This is a genomic window from Streptosporangium pseudovulgare, from assembly GCF_014648055.1.
Classification (GTDB): domain Bacteria; phylum Actinomycetota; class Actinomycetes; order Streptosporangiales; family Streptosporangiaceae; genus Streptosporangium; species Streptosporangium pseudovulgare.
In genome coordinates, this window is sequence record NZ_BMQJ01000001.1 from 347,537 (window position 1) to 364,593 (window position 17,057).

The 17,057-nt window shown below is 73.9% G+C and carries 19 protein-coding genes; 7 read left to right on the forward strand and 12 right to left on the reverse strand.

Going from position 1 to position 17,057, the window contains the following annotated elements; genetic code table 11:
• Positions 1-110: 110 nt before the first annotated feature.
• Both IEZ10_RS01405 and IEZ10_RS01410 read left to right on the forward strand, forming a co-directional pair.
• Positions 111-1,247, forward strand: coding sequence for a cysteine desulfurase family protein (locus tag IEZ10_RS01405; protein WP_189244592.1), 1,137 nt, complete (start codon positions 111-113; stop codon positions 1,245-1,247).
• A 28-nt stretch (positions 1,248-1,275) separates the two neighbouring features.
• Positions 1,276-1,545 carry a sulfurtransferase TusA family protein gene (locus IEZ10_RS01410; protein WP_179818560.1) on the forward strand — a complete coding sequence of 90 codons (270 nt, stop codon included), beginning with the start codon at positions 1,276-1,278 and terminating at the stop codon, positions 1,543-1,545.
• Positions 1,546-1,729: 184 nt separating this feature from the next.
• Here IEZ10_RS01410 and IEZ10_RS01415 read toward each other — a convergent pair whose 3' ends face one another.
• Both IEZ10_RS01415 and IEZ10_RS01420 read right to left on the reverse strand, forming a co-directional pair.
• Positions 1,730-2,716, reverse strand: a complete 987-nt coding sequence (locus IEZ10_RS01415) for a carbohydrate kinase family protein (protein WP_189244593.1) — start codon at positions 2,714-2,716, stop codon at positions 1,730-1,732.
• Between the two features lie 119 nt (positions 2,717-2,835).
• The gene (locus IEZ10_RS01420; RefSeq protein ID WP_189244594.1) at positions 2,836-3,189 is read right to left on the reverse strand and encodes a HesB/IscA family protein; all 354 of its coding nucleotides are present in this window, start codon (positions 3,187-3,189) and stop codon (positions 2,836-2,838) included.
• Positions 3,190-3,534: 345 nt separating this feature from the next.
• Here IEZ10_RS01420 and nadA point away from each other — a divergent pair, with 345 nt between their 5' ends.
• Positions 3,535-4,689, forward strand: a complete 1,155-nt coding sequence (nadA, locus tag IEZ10_RS01425; protein WP_189244595.1) for a quinolinate synthase NadA — start codon at positions 3,535-3,537, stop codon at positions 4,687-4,689.
• Between the two features lie 100 nt (positions 4,690-4,789).
• Here nadA and IEZ10_RS01430 read toward each other — a convergent pair whose 3' ends face one another.
• The 5 genes from IEZ10_RS01430 to IEZ10_RS01450 form a co-directional block, all read right to left on the reverse strand.
• Positions 4,790-5,539: an SIMPL domain-containing protein gene (locus tag IEZ10_RS01430; protein ID WP_189244596.1), complete on the reverse strand. Its 750-nt coding sequence runs from the start codon at positions 5,537-5,539 to the stop codon at positions 4,790-4,792.
• A gap of 195 nt (positions 5,540-5,734) precedes the next feature.
• Positions 5,735-6,307 (reverse strand): PspA-associated protein PspAB, encoded by a 573-nt coding sequence (pspAB, locus tag IEZ10_RS01435; RefSeq protein ID WP_373287364.1) that lies wholly within the window; start codon positions 6,305-6,307, stop codon positions 5,735-5,737.
• Positions 6,308-6,311: 4 nt separating this feature from the next.
• Positions 6,312-7,223 (reverse strand): zinc metalloprotease HtpX, encoded by a 912-nt coding sequence (htpX, locus tag IEZ10_RS01440; protein WP_189244597.1) that lies wholly within the window; start codon positions 7,221-7,223, stop codon positions 6,312-6,314.
• Between the two features lie 9 nt (positions 7,224-7,232).
• Positions 7,233-7,511: a PspA-associated protein PspAA gene (gene pspAA / locus IEZ10_RS01445; RefSeq protein ID WP_189244598.1), complete on the reverse strand. Its 279-nt coding sequence runs from the start codon at positions 7,509-7,511 to the stop codon at positions 7,233-7,235.
• A complete protein-coding gene (locus tag IEZ10_RS01450) occupies positions 7,508-8,347 on the reverse strand; it encodes a PspA/IM30 family protein (RefSeq protein ID WP_268246266.1) in 840 nt (279 codons plus the stop codon). Before IEZ10_RS01450 ends, pspAA begins: the two co-directional genes overlap by 4 nt.
• Before the next feature lie 148 nt (positions 8,348-8,495).
• Here IEZ10_RS01450 and IEZ10_RS01455 point away from each other — a divergent pair, with 148 nt between their 5' ends.
• Complete coding sequence (locus IEZ10_RS01455) at positions 8,496-9,107, forward strand: DUF3043 domain-containing protein (RefSeq protein WP_189244600.1); 612 nt, start codon at positions 8,496-8,498, stop codon at positions 9,105-9,107.
• A 225-nt stretch (positions 9,108-9,332) separates the two neighbouring features.
• Here the strand turns inward: IEZ10_RS01455 and IEZ10_RS01460 are convergent, their stop codons facing one another.
• Complete coding sequence (locus IEZ10_RS01460; protein ID WP_229810834.1) at positions 9,333-9,617, reverse strand: hypothetical protein; 285 nt, start codon at positions 9,615-9,617, stop codon at positions 9,333-9,335.
• A 229-nt stretch (positions 9,618-9,846) separates the two neighbouring features.
• A complete protein-coding gene (locus IEZ10_RS39735) occupies positions 9,847-11,139 on the reverse strand; it encodes an SMI1/KNR4 family protein (protein WP_189244602.1) in 1,293 nt (430 codons plus the stop codon).
• Positions 11,140-11,194: 55 nt separating this feature from the next.
• On the opposite strand from IEZ10_RS39735, the gene IEZ10_RS01470 reads away from it, so the two are divergent.
• The gene (locus IEZ10_RS01470) at positions 11,195-12,193 is read left to right on the forward strand and encodes an aldo/keto reductase family protein (RefSeq protein WP_189244603.1); all 999 of its coding nucleotides are present in this window, start codon (positions 11,195-11,197) and stop codon (positions 12,191-12,193) included.
• 201 nt (positions 12,194-12,394) lie between these two features.
• Here IEZ10_RS01470 and IEZ10_RS01475 read toward each other — a convergent pair whose 3' ends face one another.
• The gene (locus IEZ10_RS01475; protein WP_189244604.1) at positions 12,395-12,601 is read right to left on the reverse strand and encodes a hypothetical protein; all 207 of its coding nucleotides are present in this window, start codon (positions 12,599-12,601) and stop codon (positions 12,395-12,397) included.
• A gap of 112 nt (positions 12,602-12,713) precedes the next feature.
• Here IEZ10_RS01475 and IEZ10_RS38590 point away from each other — a divergent pair, with 112 nt between their 5' ends.
• Both IEZ10_RS38590 and IEZ10_RS01485 read left to right on the forward strand, forming a co-directional pair.
• Positions 12,714-14,009: a bifunctional adenosylcobinamide kinase/adenosylcobinamide-phosphate guanylyltransferase gene (locus tag IEZ10_RS38590; protein WP_229810835.1), complete on the forward strand. Its 1,296-nt coding sequence runs from the start codon at positions 12,714-12,716 to the stop codon at positions 14,007-14,009.
• Positions 14,010-14,064: 55 nt separating this feature from the next.
• A complete protein-coding gene (locus IEZ10_RS01485; protein WP_189244605.1) occupies positions 14,065-14,886 on the forward strand; it encodes an adenosylcobinamide-GDP ribazoletransferase in 822 nt (273 codons plus the stop codon).
• 7 nt (positions 14,887-14,893) lie between these two features.
• Here IEZ10_RS01485 and IEZ10_RS01490 read toward each other — a convergent pair whose 3' ends face one another.
• Both IEZ10_RS01490 and IEZ10_RS01495 read right to left on the reverse strand, forming a co-directional pair.
• The gene (locus IEZ10_RS01490; protein ID WP_189244606.1) at positions 14,894-15,817 is read right to left on the reverse strand and encodes a CPBP family intramembrane glutamic endopeptidase; all 924 of its coding nucleotides are present in this window, start codon (positions 15,815-15,817) and stop codon (positions 14,894-14,896) included.
• 121 nt (positions 15,818-15,938) lie between these two features.
• Entirely contained in the window at positions 15,939-17,036 is a 1,098-nt protein-coding gene (locus IEZ10_RS01495) for an SdpI family protein (protein ID WP_189244607.1), read from the reverse strand.
• Positions 17,037-17,057 lie beyond the last annotated feature (21 nt).

Consider the following 17,057-nt stretch of genomic DNA (forward strand, 5'->3'; position numbering starts at 1 on the left):
GTATTAACAACTCGTAGTTCACAGCTTTACGCTGGAGGACACACTAGCGCGGACCCGCCTCGCCCCCCCGCGCAGCCCCCGGTTCCACCACGCGGTGCGACGATGGGGGAATGGCGTACTTCGACGCGGCCTCCACCGAACCGCTGCATCCCCAGGCGCGCGAGGCGCTGATCGAGGCGCTCGACGCCGGCTGGGCCGACCCGGCTCGGCTGTACGGTCCCGCCCGCCGCGCAAGGATGTTACTGGAACAGGCGCGTGCCGAGGTCGCCGAGGTGATCGGCGCCCGGCCCGACGAGGTCTCCTTCACCGCCTCCGGCACCCAGGCGGCGCACCTGGGCGTGCTCGGCGCGCTCCTGGGCCGCCGCCGGGCGGGCCGCCGCCTGGTGGTCTCCGCGGTCGAGCACTCCGCGGTGCTGCACGCCGCCGCGCTGCACGAGCGTGACGGCGGCACGGTCGAGACGGTCGGCGTGAACCGGGCCGGCGCGGTCGACCCGGCCGCCTTCGGCGCGGCCGTCGGCGCCGGGGACACCGCCCTGGCCTGCCTGCAGAGCGCCAACCACGAGGTGGGGACCCTGCAGCCGGTGGCCGAGGCGGCGGCCGCGTGCGCCGAGGCGGGCGTGCCGCTGCTGGTGGACGCCGCGCAGACCGTCGGCCGGGCGCCGGTGCCCGCCGGCTGGTCGGTGCTGGCCGCGAGCGCGCACAAGTGGGGCGGTCCGGCCGGGGTCGGGGTGCTGGCGGTCCGCAAGGGCGTCCGGTGGCGTTCCCCGCTGCCGGAGGACGACCGGGAGCGGCGACGGGTCCCGGGCTTCGAGAACGTGCCGGCGATCATCGCCGCGGCCGTCGCGCTGCGGGCCGTCGCCGCCGACGCGGCCCGGGAGTCGGCCCGCCTCTCCGCTCTCGTGGACCGGATCAGGAGCGAGGTGCGGAGGACCGTTCCGGACGTCGAGGTCATCGGCGACCCCGTGGCCCGCGCCCCGCACATTGTCACCTTTTCGTGTCTTTACGTGGACGGTGAGGCCCTGTTGACAGAGTTGGATAGGGCGGGGTTCGCCGTGTCGTCCGGCAGTTCGTGTACGGCGAGCACGCTTCGCCCGTCGCATGTTCTGGAGGCCATGGGGGTGCTGACACACGGGAACCTCCGGGTGTCGCTGCCCCGGGGAGCCTCCGCGGCGGACGTCGACCGTTTCCTCGCCGTCCTGCCGGACGTGGTGAAGAGGATCCGCGAGGACGCGGGAATGCAGCCGTGACGGACCATTCTTCGGGGAGTGAAGTGACATGACGGCCGGCCAGACGACCGCGGAGGGGGCCGGGCAGCCCCCGGCGCTGACCATCGACGCGCTGGGCAAGAAGTGCCCGATCCCGATCATCATGCTCGCCCAGCAGATCAACGACGTCCCGCGTGAGGCGATCGTGTCGGTCCTCGCCGACGATCCCGCGGCGTTCACCGACATCCCGGCCTGGTGCCGGCTCAAGTCGCACCACCACGTGGCCAGCCACGAGCTCCCCTCGGGCGGCTGGGCCATCCACGTGCGGCGCAACTACTGAGGCCGCCGGGCCCGGGACGGGCCGCCCGCCGCCGGGGCCCGCCGTGCCGTACGGCGGGCACGGCGGCGCCCCGGCCGCCGCGGAAGCGCGGTGACGCCGCGCCCGGACGGACCGGACGGCCGAGGCCGCCGGGTTCCGTTCGCGGGTCGCCCCGCCCGCCGCGGGGCGATCCGCGGAGCGGGTTCTAGGGGTGCTGGCAGCGCACGTGGCGGGAGATCTCGTCGGCGGCCTCCGAGCCGTAGGCGGCGGCGAAGCGGTCGAGGAAGACCCGCTGGCCGAGGCGGTACTCCTGCCCGCCGACGTGCTCCAGGACGTGGGTGGCGGTGAGGTTGCCGAGCTGGCCGCAGCGCTCCAGGGACAGGCCCCAGGCCAGGCCGGCCAGGAACCCGGCGCGGAAACCGTCGCCGACGCCGGTGGGGTCGGCCTTGCCCAGCTCGGGGACGGCCGGGACACGCAGGATCGGCTCGCCCCTGCGCTCGATCGCGACGCCCTTGGGGCCGAGCGTGGTGACGCGGACCTCGACGCGGTCGAGCACCTCCTCGGCGGACAGCCCGGTCTTCTGCTCGATCATGCCCTTCTCGTAGTCGTTGCTGAACAGGTAGGCGGCGCCGTCCAGCAGCGGGCGGATGTCGTCACCGGACATGCGGGCGATCTGCTGGGAGAAGTCGGCGGCGAAGGGGATGCCGCGCCGGCGGGCCTCCTCGGTGTGCCGCAGCATCGCGTCGGGGTCGTTCGGGCCGACCAGCACCAGGTCGAGGCCGCCGAGCCGCTCGGCGATCGGGCCGAGCTCGATCAGCCGCGCCTCGGCCATCGCGCCGGTGTAGAAGGAGGCGATCTGGTTGTGGTCGTCGTCGGTGGTGCACAGGAACCGGGCCGTGTGGTGCAGCTCGGAGGTGTGCACGGAGTCGCAGTCGACGCCGTGCCGCTCCAGCCAGGACCGGTAGTCGGCGAAGTCGGCGCCGACCGCGCCGACGAGGACGGGCCGCAGACCGAGGCACCCCATGCCGAAGGCGATGTTGGCCGCGCAGCCGCCACGGCGGATCTGCAGGTCGTCCACGAGGAACGACAGGGACACCCGATCGAGCTGGCCGGCGATCAGCTGGTCGCTGAAGCGCCCCGGGAAGGTCATCAGGTGGTCGGTCGCGATGGAACCGGTGACGGCGATGCGCACGGGGTTCTTCTCCTCGTTGTCGGCATCTGGAAGATGGTCGGGGGGCGGTTGCAGGCGTGCGGACACACGACGGCCCCGCCGGGTGAGTCAGCTCACCCGGCGGGGCCATCGTATTGCGACTAGTTGAAAGAGTCGCCGCAGGCGCACGAGCCCGTGGCGTTGGGGTTGTCGATCGTGAAGCCCTGCTTCTCGATCGTGTCGACGAAGTCGATCGTCGCGCCCGTGAGGTAGGGGGCGCTCATCCGGTCGGTGACCACGCTGACCCCGCCGAAGTCGGAGACGATGTCGCCGTCCATCGAACGGTCGTCGAAGAAGAGCTGGTAGCGCAGGCCGGAGCAGCCGCCGGGCTGCACGGCCACGCGCAGCTGGAGCCCCTCCTCGCCCTGCTGCTCCAGCAGGCTCTTGACCTTGGCGGCGGCGGCGTCGCTGAGGATCAGGCCCTGCGCCGTGGTCTCGCTGCTCTCAACCGACATGTGGTGACTCCCGCGTCTGCGTCAACCGCCCGGTCGGGACGGTTGTCTGTTTCTGACGTCCTACTAAGACGCTACCAACACCTGCGCGGGCCTACACATTCCTGCGGGCTCCGGTCTCCCGCCGCCGCCCCGCCCCGGCCGGGGCCGCCGGCCCGTGCGGACCCCGCCCGTACGGGCGCGGCGCGACCGGCCGTACGGCCGTGGCCCCGGCTCGGCGCGGCCCCCGGCCGGACGACCGTGACCGCCCCGATCAGGACGTTCACCCCGATCGACTCCCCCGGGAACAAAAACCCCCGGCCGTGTGTCATCATTAGTCGTCACTTCGACGATAAGGGGGTGGTGGTCGTGACGACCACCGAGACCGGCCTTCCGCTCTTCGTCCTCGGCCGGGGAACCGACCCGCACAGCGAGCGCGGTGTCGACTGCCCCGGCGAGCTGCCGCCCGCGTCCGACCCGGCGCTGGTGGAGCGGGCCCGGCGGGCCAAGGCCGCGCTGGGCGAGCGGGTCTTCGTGCTGGGCCACCACTACCAGCGCGACGAGGTCATCCAGTTCGCCGACGTGACCGGCGACTCGTTCAAGCTGGCCCGCGAAGCCGCCGCCCGGCCCGACGCCGAGTACATCGTCTTCTGCGGCGTCCACTTCATGGCCGAGTCGGCCGACATCCTCACCTCCGACGCGCAGAGGGTCGTCCTGCCCGACCTCGCCGCCGGCTGCTCCATGGCCGACATGGCCACCTTCGACCAGGTCGAGGAGTGCTGGGAGGCGCTGCAGGACGCCGGGATCGCCGACGTCACCGTCCCGGTCACCTACATGAACTCCAGCGCCGACATCAAGGCGTTCTGCGGGCGCAACGGCGGCGCCGTCTGCACCTCCTCCAACGCCCGGCGCGCCCTCGACTGGGCCTTCTCGCGCGGCGAGAAGGTGCTGTTCCTGCCCGACCAGCACCTGGGGCGCAACACCGCGGTGCTGGAGATGGGCCTGTCCCTGGACGACTGCGTCGTCTACAACCCGCACCGGCCGAACGGCGGGCTGACCGCCGGGCAGCTGGAGAACGCCAAGATGATCCTGTGGAAGGGGCACTGCTCGGTGCACGGCCGCTTCAGCGCGGGGTGCGTCGACGACGTCCGGGAGCGCATCCCCGGCGTCAACGTGCTGGTCCACCCCGAGTGCCGCCACGAGGTGGTCACCAAGGCCGACCACATCGGCTCCACCGAGCACATCATCGAGACGCTGCGGCGGGCGCCGGCGGGCTCCGCCTGGGCCGTGGGCACCGAGCTGAACCTGGTGAAGAGGCTCGCCCGGATGTTCCCCGACAAGAACGTCACCTTCCTCGACCGGACCGTCTGCTATTGCTCGACGATGAACCGGATCGACCTGCCGCACCTGGTGTGGGCGCTGGAGTCCCTCGCCGCCGGGCAGGTCGTCAACCAGATCACGGTCGACGACGACACCGCGCACTGGGCGAAGGTCGCCCTCGACCGGATGCTCGCGCTGCCCTGACGGCCCCGGGGCCGCCTGGGAGCCGTCGGGGACGGCGCCCGGCGCGGCCGCCGCCGTGACGGTCCCGGCCGCCGCTTCCCCGGCGGCCGGGGGCGGGCGGCTACAGCATCATCGAGTAGACCACCTGGACGTGCACCGAGACGTTCTGCTGGCCCGGGCTGATCGAGCTGCGGTCGGCCATCCCCGCGGCGGCGAACATGATGGGCCGCGGCGGCGTGACGTCCTGCTCCCTGATCGTCAGGACGTCGCCGAGCGTGCCGCCGGCCAGCCTCGCGTACTGCTGGGCGCGGGCCTTGGCGTCGGCGAACGCCAGGTCCCGGGCGGCCCGCAGCGCGGCGTTGTTGTCGGAGAGCTCGAAGGAGACGCCGTTCAACCGGGCCTCGGGCCCGACGGAGACGACCGTGTCCACCGCCTTGTCGGCGTTGTCGAGGTCGCGCACCACGACCTCGACGCCCTGCGCCGCCCGGTATCCGGCGATCTTCGGGTAGTCGTCGTACACCGGGGCGAGGGAGAGCTCGGTGGTCCGCAGGTCCTTGGGGGCGATGCCCGCGTCGAGCAGCGCCTGGGTCAGCCTGGCGGCGGCCTGGCGGGCCTGGGAGAACGCCTGTCCCGGCGTGTCGGTGCGCACCTCGACGCCGGCGTTGAGCCGCATGATGTCAGGGGTGACGAGCAGCTCGCCCTCTCCCATGACCGTGACCTTCGGCGGGTAGTCGTCCGCCGTCGCCCGCGCCGCTCCGACGGCGGGGCCGGCGCCGGGATCGACGCCGGCCAGGGCCGTGCCGCACATGCCCGCGGTGGCGATCGCCGCCGCCGCCGTGGCGGCGGCCAGGGCGTGAGATATCTTGATCATGGGGTCATGGCACCACGGGGCGGCGGGCCCGCCGGGGAGCCGCCCGCGCGCCCTGTCATGTCTTGAAGAGCAGATTACGGCGTGTTCCCGCCGCCGGGCCGGCGCGTCGCGGCGCCGCTGAAGCCCCGGCGCGCCACGAGGCCGCTGAAGACCCGGCACGCCGTGCCGCCGAAGACCCGGCACGCCGCGGCGCCGCTAAAGGCCCGGGGCGCCCCAGAGGGGGAACCAGCGGTCGAGGTCGGGCTCGACGGGCAGCTCGTCCTCCAGCGCGGCGCGCACCTGGAGTTCCAGTGCGCCGTCGCGGTGCTGCCCCGACAGGGGGGCGAACGGGTAGAAGGTGCCGCGCTTGTACAGATAGACCAGCGCCAGGCCGCGGCCGGTCGGGGCGGAGAAGCAGACCAGCGAGCACAGCAGGGACGGGCCGAACCCGGCCGACTCCAGGGAGGAGTTGACCGCGTGCAGGTCGGTGACCAGCTCGCCGAGCCGGTCGGGCGAATGGCGCATGAACAGCCAGGTGTAGCCGTAGGGGTCCTGCGTCTCCTCGACCGCCGGGCCGTTGCCGGCGGCGAGCAGGTCCACGACCTCCTCCTGCAGCCGGTTGAACGCCTCACCCTCGGCGGAGCGGAAACAGACCGACCCGTGCCCGCTCGGCGCCAGCCCGGTCGCCGCCTGCAGCGTCACCGCCGCCGACGGCAGCGCGAACAGCGCGTCCAGGTCCGGCTGCGCCGGCTCGGTACGGCCCAGCATCGCGTCCCACCACCGCTTCACCGCGTCACACCCCCCGGCCCAGGTCGGCGGAGATCCTGGCGAGCTGCTCCAGCCGCCGCTCCAGCGGCGGGTGGGTGGCCAGCAGCGCGGCCATGGCCGTGCGCCCCGACACCGCGGGGGCGAAGAAGAAGGCGTTGAACGGCTCGGCCTCGCGCAGGTCGCGGGTCGGGATGCGGGCCATGTCCCCGCTGATCTTGGTGAGCGCGCTCGCCAGCGTCGAGGGGCGGCCGGTCAGCAGCGCGCCGGCCCGGTCGGCCGCCAGCTCGCGGTAGCGCGACAGGGCGCGGATCAGCAGGAAGCTCACCGCGTACACCACGACCGACACCAGCAGGATGATCAGCCCGACCGGCGGGCCGCCCCGGTCGTCACGGGCACGCCCGCCCAGGCCGCTGTAGAGGGCGACCCGGGTCATCAGCCCGGCGACCACCCCGAGGAAGGAGGCGATCGTCATGACGGCGACGTCCCGGTGGGCCACGTGGGACATCTCGTGGGCGAGGACGCCCTCCAGCTCCGGCTCGTCCAGCCGGCGCATCAGGCCGGTCGTCACGCAGACCACCGAGGTGCGCTGGTTACGGCCGGTGGCGAACGCGTTCGGGACGTCCGAATCGGCGATCGCCACCCGCGGCTTCGGCATGTCGGCCAGCGCGCACAGGCGGTCGACCAGGGCGTGCAGGGCGGGGGCCTCCCGCGGTTCGACCACCCGCCCGTGCATGGCGAACAGGGCGATGCGGTCGGAGGCGAAGAACTGCACCAGAAGGATGCCGCCCGCGATGAGCAGCACCACGACCGCCCGGACGCCCAGGGAGATCAGCACGCTCACGAACACGACGTACAGCAGCCCGAGCAGGAACATGGTCAGGACCATGCGCCTGGTCAGACCCCGATCTTGGACAAATCGATCGCGAGCTGCCGTCATATGGACAAACTAACCGGGAATCAGCCCCTCATCCCCGAGCATCTCCCGTACTTCGTCCATGGAAGCGTCGGCCGGAGGCAAAATCAGCTCCGAGGACTCCAGACTGTCGTCCGGCAGCGGCTTGCCCACGTGGCGGATCTTGTCGAGCAGGTCGTGCAGGCAGCCCCGGAAGGCTCCCTCGTCACCGGACTCGATCGCGGCCTCCAGCCGGCCGTCGAGCGCGTTGAGGACGTCGAGGTCCTCCGGGGCGATCTGGACCTGCCCCTCACCCATGATGCGAACGATCACCGGCCCTCCCCCGGCTGGCCGTACTCCTGGGTCGGCTGCGCGTGCGGCCGCGGCTGCTGCTGCGGCGCCTGCTGGTAGGAGGGGGCCTGGCCCTGCTGCGCCGGGCCGGACTCGATCGCGCCCTGGGGCGCCGGGCCCTGTCCCAGCTCGGCCTTCATCCGGGCGAGCTCCAGCTCCACGTCGCGTCCGCCGCCCATGCGGTCGAGCTCGGCCTGGATGTCGTCGCCGCGCTGGCCGCTGAAGTCGTCGAGCGCGCCGCTGGCGAGCAGCTCGTCGATGGCGCCCGCGCGGGCCTGCATCGAGGCGGTCTTGTCCTCGGCCCGCTGGATCGCCAGGCCGACGTCGCCCATCTCCTCGGAGATGCCGGAGAACGCCTCGTTGATCCGCGTCTGCGCCTCGGCGGCGGTGTAGGTGGCCTTGATGGTCTCCTTGCGGGTGCGGAAGGAGTCGACCTTGGCCTGCAGGCGGTGGGAGGCCGTGGTGAGCTTCTCCTCCTCGCCCTGGAGGTTGTCGTGCTGGACCCGCAGGTCGGCGATCTGCGTCTGCAGGGCGCCGCGGCGGGTCAGCGCCTCGCGCGCCAGGTCCTCGCGGCCCACGCTGAGCGCCTTGCGGCCCTGGTCCTCAAGCTTGCGGGCCTGGGCCTCGATCTGGTTGATCTGCAGCTCCACCCGCTTACGCGAGGTCGCGACGTCGGCGACCCCCCGGCGCACCTTCTGCAACAACTCCAACTGCCGCTGGTAGGAGTAGTCGAGGGTCTCGCGTGGATCCTCCATCTTGTCCAAGGCGTTGTTCGCCTTGGACCTGAAGATCATGGAAAGTCTCTTCATCACGCTCATGCGCGTCGGCCGTCCCCTTCTTCAAATGCGCTTCGGGTCACCCGGGTGTTCTCCGGCCCCCTGGGAGAACAACCGGAATCCACCTAGGTTCACCCTACGCATAACGTACGGGGGCGTCACTAAGTTGCAGTCCCGGTAGGCTGGCGATGTGTTCCGACGTACCCAGACCACCGCGGACGACTCCCCCGCCTCCGCTCCCGATCCTAAACCTGCGGGCAAGGGGCGTCCCACACCCAAGCGCCGCGACGCCGAGGGCCGCCGCCGCCAGCCGGTGACCGCCCCCAAGGACCGCAAAGAGGCCTACCGCCAGCTCCGCGAACGCCAGGCCAAGGAGCGCGTCAGGGCGCGCGAGGGCATGATGCGCGGCGAGGAGCGTTACCTCCCGGCCCGCGACCAGGGCCCGGTCCGCAAGTTCGCCCGCGACTGGGTCGACTCCCGCCGCCTCGTCAGCCAGTACTTCCTGCCGTTCATGGTGGTGGTCCTGCTGATCACCTGGATCCCCTTCCCCGACCAGAACTTCCGCAACGCCGTCAACATCGCCGTCGTCACGATCGGCTGGCCGATCATGATGGTGGGCGTGGTGCTGGCCTCGGTCTGGGTGGCCTGGCGGGTCAAGAAGCTCGCGGCGGAGAAGTTCCCCGGCGAGAACATCCGGGGCGTCGGCTTCTACGCCGCCATGCGGGGGCTGCAGATCCGCAAGCTGCGCTTCCCGCCGCCCACCGTCCTGCCCGGCGGCAGGCCCGTCCCGCCGAAGAAGTAGACGCGGCGGCCCGAGAAGACGGCGGACGGACGGCGGCCCTCGAAGGCCGGCGCCCGCGACCCCGCCCTCCTCTCCGGGACGCTGCCGGCGAAGCAGATCGAAAAGCGGCGGCCCCATGATCACAGATGTGATCATGGGGCCGCCGTCGTTGTTCCCGCTCGCGGAGGGCGGGGCATTCTCGTCATGTCAGGGGCGGGTTTCCCGCCCGCTCCGTCCCGGCGGCGGTCAGCCGATCCATATCCAGAGCTCGTACTTCGGGCTTCCCTGCCAGCCGCTGGCGTAGTACCTGCACTCGTAACGGCGGGAGGACGCCTGACCGTCCCTCTTGCAGGCGTTATAGCCCGCGGCGTCACCGTAGTAGTACCCCTGGTAACTCCACTGCCCTGCGGCGACGCTCGATGAGGCGGTGGTCGGCGCGGCGGCGGCGGGTGCCGAGGTCAGCAGGGCGGGACCGGTGGTGAGGGCGAGGATCGTCCCCGTGAGGGCAAGGCCGCGCTTCCAGGCGGACATGGGCTCTCCGATCACCGTGTCAGACAATATTTTACATTCATGATCTTGGCGTGGTCGTGAGGGTGACGTCTAGCGCTCAGCGCTGAGTTCATGCCGACAGCGGGAAGCTCCACCCTCCGCGGGGACGCTGTCGGTGAATCGATCAACAGGTCACGCGGCCGGACGCGGAGCCGCGAAGGGGGAGGTCCGATACGGCGGCGCCGCGCCGTACCGCCGCCCGGCCGCCGCCTCAGCTGTCCGGCACGTCCCAGCGGAGCTCGCCGTCGACCGCCAGGGGCTTCCAGTACCCGATGGTCCCGCCCGTCTCCAGGGCGTCGGCCATGGCCTTCAGCAGCGCGTAGTAGGAGCGGACCGGGACGCCCCCGGGCTCGAAGTCCAGCTGCCCCTCGTGGTCGTGCTCCCCGACGTCGCGGATCAGCGAGTCGGCCACCAGGTGGTTTCCGCTGCCGTCGGCGCCGAACGGGATCATCCGCCCGTCCCACCACTCCGTCCGCGGGTCCGACGGACCCGCGGTGTCGTCGGTGTCGTCGATCCCGCACAGCATGCGCCAGGTGTCGCGGATCTCGCGCACGCTCATGAGCCCGTTGTCCAGCGGCCCGAACGGCCAGGCCCGCCCCGCCGCGACCGTGCCGTCGTGCCGCAGCAGGGAGGCCCGCAGGTCGTTGGGGAAGCGCAGGCCCATCTGCGCCTCGGCGACCGCGATGGTCCGGGCCCTGCCGGGTCCGGCGAGCGTCCTGTAGGTCTTCGGCGCGTTCCTCCGCAGCCACCGCTCGATCCGCGCCCACTGCCGGTTCACCGCCCGGGTGACCCGGGGCGGCACGGCCCGCACGCGGGGCCGGGCGGTCCCGGGACGGCAGTCGGCGTCGGGGGCCCCGGAGTCCCCGTACGGCCCGGCCGTACCCTCCGGGGAGCCGGTCTCCATGGGGTACGGGCCCCCCGTCGCCTCGGCGCGAGCCGCCAGGTCGCCCTCGAAGCCGCCCGGATCCTCCCCGGGGTATGGATACGACTCCTCCGTGAGGGTCTGGCAGGTGAACACGGCACCCCAGCCGGGCTCACAGGCCGGCGCGTCCTCGACGTGGTCCTTCTCCGCGCGCACCGCCCTCGCCCCGGCTCCCCCCGAGAAGACGTTGCTCTCCAGGGCCTGCGCTCCGGCGGCCAGCAGGACCAGCGCCGCGGCCACCGCGCCCCAGCGGGTCAGGCGGCGCCGGACCGGGCCGTCGAGGGGACGTCGCGGCGGCCGTTCCGCGGTCAGGAAGCGGGGCAGGCGGGCCCCGGACCCGTAGCGCCTCAGGTCGTCGGCGGTGGGGACGCCGAGGATCGGGACGGGCGGCCACTGCCCCTCGGACTTCGGCCCGGGTCCCGGCGCGGGCGGGGAGACGGGCGCGGGGGCGGAGACCGGTCGCGGACCTGCGGCGGGAGCGGCCGGACGGCCCCGCAGGCGCATGATCACCACGACGATCACCGCCGCGGCGGCGGCCACGAGGCCGAGCCGTACCCATCGAGAAGTGATCAAGCGCAGCACGCCGGGCAGAGTATCCCGAATCGGTCGGTCGGATGGCACCTACTAGGGTCGGCGTATGGAATTTCGGCATCTCGGCCGCAGCGGTCTCATGGTCAGCGAGATCAGCTACGGCAACTGGATCACCCATGGCTCCCAGGTCGAGGAGGACGCCGCCAAGGCGTGCGTGCAGGCGGCGCTCGACGAGGGGATCACCACTTTCGACACCGCCGACGTCTACGCCGGCACCAAGGCGGAGGAGGTTCTGGGCCGCGCCCTGAAGGGCGTCCGCCGCGAGTCCCTGGAGATCTTCACCAAGGTCTTCTGGCCCACCGGCCCCGGCCCGAACGACCGTGGTCTGTCCCGCAAGCACATCACCGAGTCCATCCACGGCTCGCTGCGCCGCCTGCAGACCGACTACGTGGACCTGTACCAGGCCCACCGCTTCGACAACGAGACGCCGCTCGAGGAGACCCTCAAGACCTTCGACGACCTCGTACGGCAGGGCAAGGTCCTCTACGTCGGCGTCAGCGAGTGGACCGCCGAGCAGATCGGCCGGGCCCTGAAGATCGCCGACGAGATGGGCTTCGACCGCCTGGTCTCCAACCAGCCGCAGTACTCGATGCTGTGGCGGGTCATCGAGTCCGAGGTCGTCCCCCTCTGCGAGAAGGAGGGCCTCAGTCAGGTCGTCTGGTCGCCGATCGCGCAGGGCGTGCTCACCGGCAAGTATCTTCCGGGCCAGCCGCCGCCGGCCGGCTCCCGGGCCACCGACGCGAGCGGCGGCAACTTCATCTCCCGCATGCTGACCGACGACGTGCTCACCCGCGTCCAGGAGCTGAAGCCGATCGCCGCCGACCTGGGGCTGAGCATGGCCCAGCTCGCGGTGGCGTGGGTGCTGCAGAACCAGAACGTGGCCTCCGCCATCATCGGCGCGACCAAGCCCGAGCAGGTGCGTGACAACGTCAAGGCGTCGGGTGTGAAGCTGGACGCCGAGGTGCTCAAGAAGATCGACGACATCCTCGACCCGATCGTCGAGCGGGACCCGGCCAAGACCGTCAGCCCCGCGAAGCGCCCGTAGTCACCGCGGTCACCGGGGTCACCCGGGTCACCGCGCCCGCCGCGGGACCATGGGCCGTGGCGGCCCGGTGCGGCCGCCACGGCCACCGGCTCAGGAGCCGGGGCCCTCACCGGATCGCCGCCCGACGGCTCCGGTTCGTCGCCCAGCCCCGGGACGCACGCCCCGGCCTCGTCGGCCTCGTCGGCCCCGGGCGGCCGCGTCTCAGGCCGGGCGCAGCGACATCCTCGCGTACTCCACCCGGTCGCCCTCCAGGAGGCTGACGCTCTCGACGCCCGCCTCCAGCAGCTCGCGCCACGTCTCGCCGAGCCACGACTCCGCGTCCGCCTGACTGGTGAACGTCTCGGACGGCACGGCCTCCACGGTCACCGGGTCGCCGTTCGCGTCCTCGTAACGCCAGTACCACGCCATGTCCCGCGCTCCTTCCGCCGATGCCGCCGGCGCCCTCCGACCGCTCAGCGAACCCTACCTCGCCGGTCGTCCCCGGGCATGATCGCGGGGCCGCCGCCCGTACGCTGGGGCGGTGAAAGTCCTGATCTCCGGTACGGCGCGCGGCGGAGGATGGCCCGTCCCGGGCTGCGGGTGCGCCTCGTGCGGCCGCCTCTCCCCCGGCCACCGCCGCCCCACCGAGGTCGTCGTCGCCGAGGCGCCCGTCCCCCTGACCGGTTCCGCCACGGGCGTCCCCTCCCACGCCCCGGCCCCCGGACACGCCCCGGCCCCCGGATCCGCCTCCGGAACGGCTTCCGGGCCCGTCCTCGGAGCCGCCGGCGCCGTACGGCTCCCGCTCGCGGCCGGCGGCCCGCCGCCGGGGTGCCGGGTCTCGGCCACCGCCGACGGCCTCGTCCTCGTCGTCCCCGGTGGCGGCCGGATCCTCGACACGACGGCCTCGCCCGTCCCGCCCCCCTCGTCCCCCGCGCCGGCCCCCGGCCCCTCCGCGGCCCCGGACGGCGCGCGGGGGGACGCCTGCGACCTGGTGCTGATGGACGTGCTGGACCGGCCGGAACGGCTCGGGGACATGCGGCGGCGGGGGGTGGTGGACGAGTGGACGCGCGTGGTGGCCGTGGACGTGGACCACCGGGTGCCGACGGAGGCCGAGCTCGCCCGGCGGGCCGCGCTGTGGGGGGTGCTGGCCGTACCGGACGGGACGGTCCTCGACCTCGCCGGGCCCGCACCCGCCCGCGCCCCGCTGCCGCCGCGGACCCTGCTGCTGGGCGGGGCGCGGTCGGGCAAGTCGGCCGAGGCCGAGCTGCGGCTGGCGGCCGAACCCGAGGTCCTCTACGTGGCGACCGGGCCGTCCGGCGACGGCGACGCCGAGTGGGCCCGCCGTGTGCGGGCCCACCGCGACCGCCGGCCGGCCCACTGGGGCACGGCCGAGACGATCGACCTCGCCGGCCTGCTGCGGACCCCGGGGCCGCCCCTGCTCGTCGACGGGCTCGGCACCTGGGTGGCCGCGGTCTTCGACGAGAACGGCGCCTGGCCGGGCGACCCGGAGGACACGGAACGCACCGACGACGAGAACGGCCCGGACGGCGCGCGGGGCGAGGACCACACGGACGGCGCAGACGGTGCAGGCGGCACGGGCGGTGCAGGCGGCCTGGGGGCGGTCTCCGCCCGGTGCGACGAGCTGGTCGCCGCCTGGCGGGAGACCCGCCGCCGGGTGGTGGCCGTCTCCGACGAGACCGGCCTGGGCGTGGTGCCCGCCACGGCCGGCGGCCGGATGTTCCGCGACATCCTGGGCCGGCTGAACCAGCGGCTGGCCCTGGAGTCGGAGGAGGTGGCCCTCGTGGTGGCCGGCCGCCTCCTCCCCCTGCCCGTCTGACCCCGCGGCCGCCGGACGACGGGTGACAGGTGACGGGCGGCTACGATCGGCGGTCATGTCCGCAGGCCCCTCCTCGCCCCGCCCGTCCACGTTCGCGGACGGGCTCCGCCTGGCGGTCGGCACGCTGAGCGTCCTGCCGGTCCGGTCGCCGGGGGTGGTCGACCGCCGGGCCGCCGGGGTCGCGATGACGGCCGCGCCGCTCGTGGGCGCGCTGCTCGGGGCGATCGGCGCCGCCGTGCTCGCGGCGGCGCTGTGGGCCGGGGTCTCGCCGCTTCCGGCGTCGGTGCTGGCCGTGGGCTCCCTGGCGCTGCTGACCCGGGGCCTGCACCTGGACGGCCTGGCCGATCTGGCCGACGGCCTGGGCAGCGGCAGGCCCGCGGACCGCGCGCTGGAGATCATGAAGCGGTCCGACATCGGCCCGTTCGGCGTCGTGACGCTGGTCCTCACGCTGCTGCTCCAGGTCACGGCGCTGGAGGAGGCGGCCTCGGCGGGGCTGGGGCCGGTCTCGCTGGTGACGGCCTGCGCGGCGGGGCGGCTGGCGCTCACCTGGGCCTGCCTGCCGTCCGTCCCGCCGGCCCGCCCGGATGGGCTCGGCGCGACGGTCGCGGGCACCGTACGGCGCGGCGCCGCGCTGGCGGTGACCGCGCCGGTGCTCGCCGGGGTGACCGCCCTGGCGTACGGCGTGGCGTGGCGGGGGCCGTACGCCGTGCCGTGGTGGTGGTTCGCGCCGGCCGTGCTCATCGGGCTCCTCGCCGCCTGGGCGCTGCGGCGCAGGGCCGTGCGGCGGCTGGGCGGGGTCACCGGTGACGTGCTCGGCGCGCTCGTGGAGGTCGCGGCGACCGCCGCGCTGCTGGTGTGCGCGGCGGTCGCGGGCTGACCGTCGTTCAGACGGCGACGGGGGCGGGCGCGGTGACCGGGCGGAACAGGAACAGCGCGGCGGTCAGCACGGCGACCAGGGCCGAGCCGGCCAGGCCGGTGATCCCGGCGACGACCAGGTTGGGCGGCGCGGCGGCGTCGCCGACCAGCAGGACGAGGCCGGCCGAGGCGTTCAGCGCCCCGTGGCCGACGACCGCGGGCCAGACGCTGCCGGAGCGCAGGCGGAGCCAGCCGAGCAGGGCGCCGAAGGCCACGCAGAAGACGACGAACATCGGTGCGGCCCACGCGCCGAGCTCGGGATAGTTGTAGCCGCGCAGGGTGAGCGGGGCGTGCCAGGCGCCCCAGATCACCCCGGAGACCAGCAGCGCCCGCCAGGTGCCCAGCGGCATGAGCCTGGGCAGGAGCCAGCCGCGCCAGCCCCACTCCTCGCCGAAGGCCGCGATCGAGTTGATCAGCGGGGCGATCAGGAAGATCGAGACGACCTGGATGACGGCCATGATCGTGGGGTCGGGCTGCGCGGCCTGCCCCTGGCCCGCGCGGAGGAGGCCCTGGCGGAACAGGCTGAGGCCGTCCAGGTCGACGGAGAGCAGCCCGAGGGCGGCGCTCAGCGCGATCGCCACGGCGGCGAGGACGGGAACGCCGAGCCAGGCCGCCGCGACCAGCCCGAGGGCGCGGCCCCGGCGCTCGCCGAGGGTCAGCCCGGTGCGGCGGGCCCACTCGCGCGGGGAGGTCCCGGCTTCTCCGCGGTTCCTGCGGTACAGCCACACGGCAAGGACCCCGAAGGTGGGGGTGAACATCAGCACGATGCCGGCGACCGTGAACAGCGAGGAGCCCGTGGGGGCGTCGGCCAGCCAGACGGGCAGCGCGGCCAGCCAGGACAGGGCGAACGCGACGAGCAGGAACAGCGGGAGGTCAGCGGATCTGCGTGGCATGACGTCGCCTTTCGTGACTTCGGGGGCAGGGGGGATCGGGCCGTCCGGGCGGGTCGCGCGGCGGCGGCCTCAGCGGCGGCCTCGGCGGCGTGCTCGGCGCGGAGCGGGCGTCCGACGCGGGTCACGCGGCGGCGGCCTCGGCGGCGTAGGCGTTCAGCAGGGCCGCGGCGCGCTCGGCGTCGTCGACGGAGACGATGAGATCCCCGCCGCCGGCCCGCCGGACGACCAGGCACTCGCCGCCGCGCACCATGACGGCGAGCCGCCCGGTGCCGGGCAGGCCTCGCAGGCCCCAGCCGCCGACCTCGGCGGGGCTGCGCCGCTCCGCCGTGGCCCACGCGATCTTCTCGGTGGGGACCCGGAACGCGGGCCAGGAGAACGGGCCGAAGCCGACGCGCAGCCCGTCCGGGCCGACGCGGACGCGGACATCGCTCACCAGGGACACGATCGCCGCCAGTGGCAGCAGCGGCAGCAGGACGGCCCAGACGGCCTCCCCGGCCGGCGCCCCCAGGAGGAGGAACGTGCCGGAGACCACACCGGCCAGCAGCATCGCGGCCGACAGCCACGACATCCAGCGGTTGGCGGCGCGGCCCGCCCAGACCGCCCGCCGCCCCGGCCGCAGCCGCATGGTCGGCGCGTCCCCGGGCTCGACCGGCCGGTCGGGCTCGCCCCGGCCGAGGTAGCCGGCGAGCACGCCGGTCGAGAGGGCCGCGACGAGCACGGCGGGGATCGCCCAGCCGGGCATCGCGGCCTGCCGCCAGTCGGCGGCGTCGAGGTTGGCGAGGAGGATGGAGCCCGACACGCCCAGGGCGAACACCGACCCGCCGGCCAGGAAGCCCCACCAGCCGGCCCGTCCGCCCCGGCGGTTCAGCACCTCGCCGTGGGCGGCCGAGACGAGCAGGAACACCCAGGCGACGCCCCAGAGGACCAGGCTCGGCGCGAGGCCCGCGGCGAAGGACATCGAGCCGTCGACGCCGTTCGAGCCCCAGTGTGTGGCGAGGGGGTCGGGCAGGCGGTCGCGCAGCGCGAGGGGACCGGCGACCAGGGCCGCGCAGACGAGCGCGCCCCAGACGGCCGCGACGGTGACGGCGGTCCGGCGGTCCCGGCCGGAGCCGCCGGGCCGCCCGGAGGCGGAGCCGGTACGGCCGGCGGCGGCCCGCCCGGAACCCGTGCGGCCTGCGCCGGCCGGGACGTCGCCCGTGCCGGGGTTTCGGAAGGTCATGGCGTCTCCTCGGTCGGATGG

Coding starts and splice junctions, on each gene's coding strand:
- IEZ10_RS01470 (WP_189244603.1), top strand. CDS start 11,195: ATGGAATTTCGGCATCTCGGCCGCAGCGGTCTCATGGTCAGCGAGATC.
- IEZ10_RS01490 (WP_189244606.1), bottom strand. CDS start 15,817: ATGCCACGCAGATCCGCTGACCTCCCGCTGTTCCTGCTCGTCGCGTTC.
- IEZ10_RS01420 (WP_189244594.1), bottom strand. CDS start 3,189: ATGTCGGTTGAGAGCAGCGAGACCACGGCGCAGGGCCTGATCCTCAGC.
- IEZ10_RS01410 (WP_179818560.1), top strand. CDS start 1,276: ATGACGGCCGGCCAGACGACCGCGGAGGGGGCCGGGCAGCCCCCGGCG.
- IEZ10_RS01450 (WP_268246266.1), bottom strand. CDS start 8,347: ATGAGCGTGATGAAGAGACTTTCCATGATCTTCAGGTCCAAGGCGAAC.
- IEZ10_RS01485 (WP_189244605.1), top strand. CDS start 14,065: ATGTCCGCAGGCCCCTCCTCGCCCCGCCCGTCCACGTTCGCGGACGGG.
- IEZ10_RS01460 (WP_229810834.1), bottom strand. CDS start 9,617: ATGTCCGCCTGGAAGCGCGGCCTTGCCCTCACGGGGACGATCCTCGCC.
- IEZ10_RS01475 (WP_189244604.1), bottom strand. CDS start 12,601: ATGGCGTGGTACTGGCGTTACGAGGACGCGAACGGCGACCCGGTGACC.
- htpX (WP_189244597.1), bottom strand. CDS start 7,223: ATGACGGCAGCTCGCGATCGATTTGTCCAAGATCGGGGTCTGACCAGG.
- IEZ10_RS01495 (WP_189244607.1), bottom strand. CDS start 17,036: ATGACCTTCCGAAACCCCGGCACGGGCGACGTCCCGGCCGGCGCAGGC.
- IEZ10_RS01430 (WP_189244596.1), bottom strand. CDS start 5,539: ATGATCAAGATATCTCACGCCCTGGCCGCCGCCACGGCGGCGGCGGCG.
- IEZ10_RS01405 (WP_189244592.1), top strand. CDS start 111: ATGGCGTACTTCGACGCGGCCTCCACCGAACCGCTGCATCCCCAGGCG.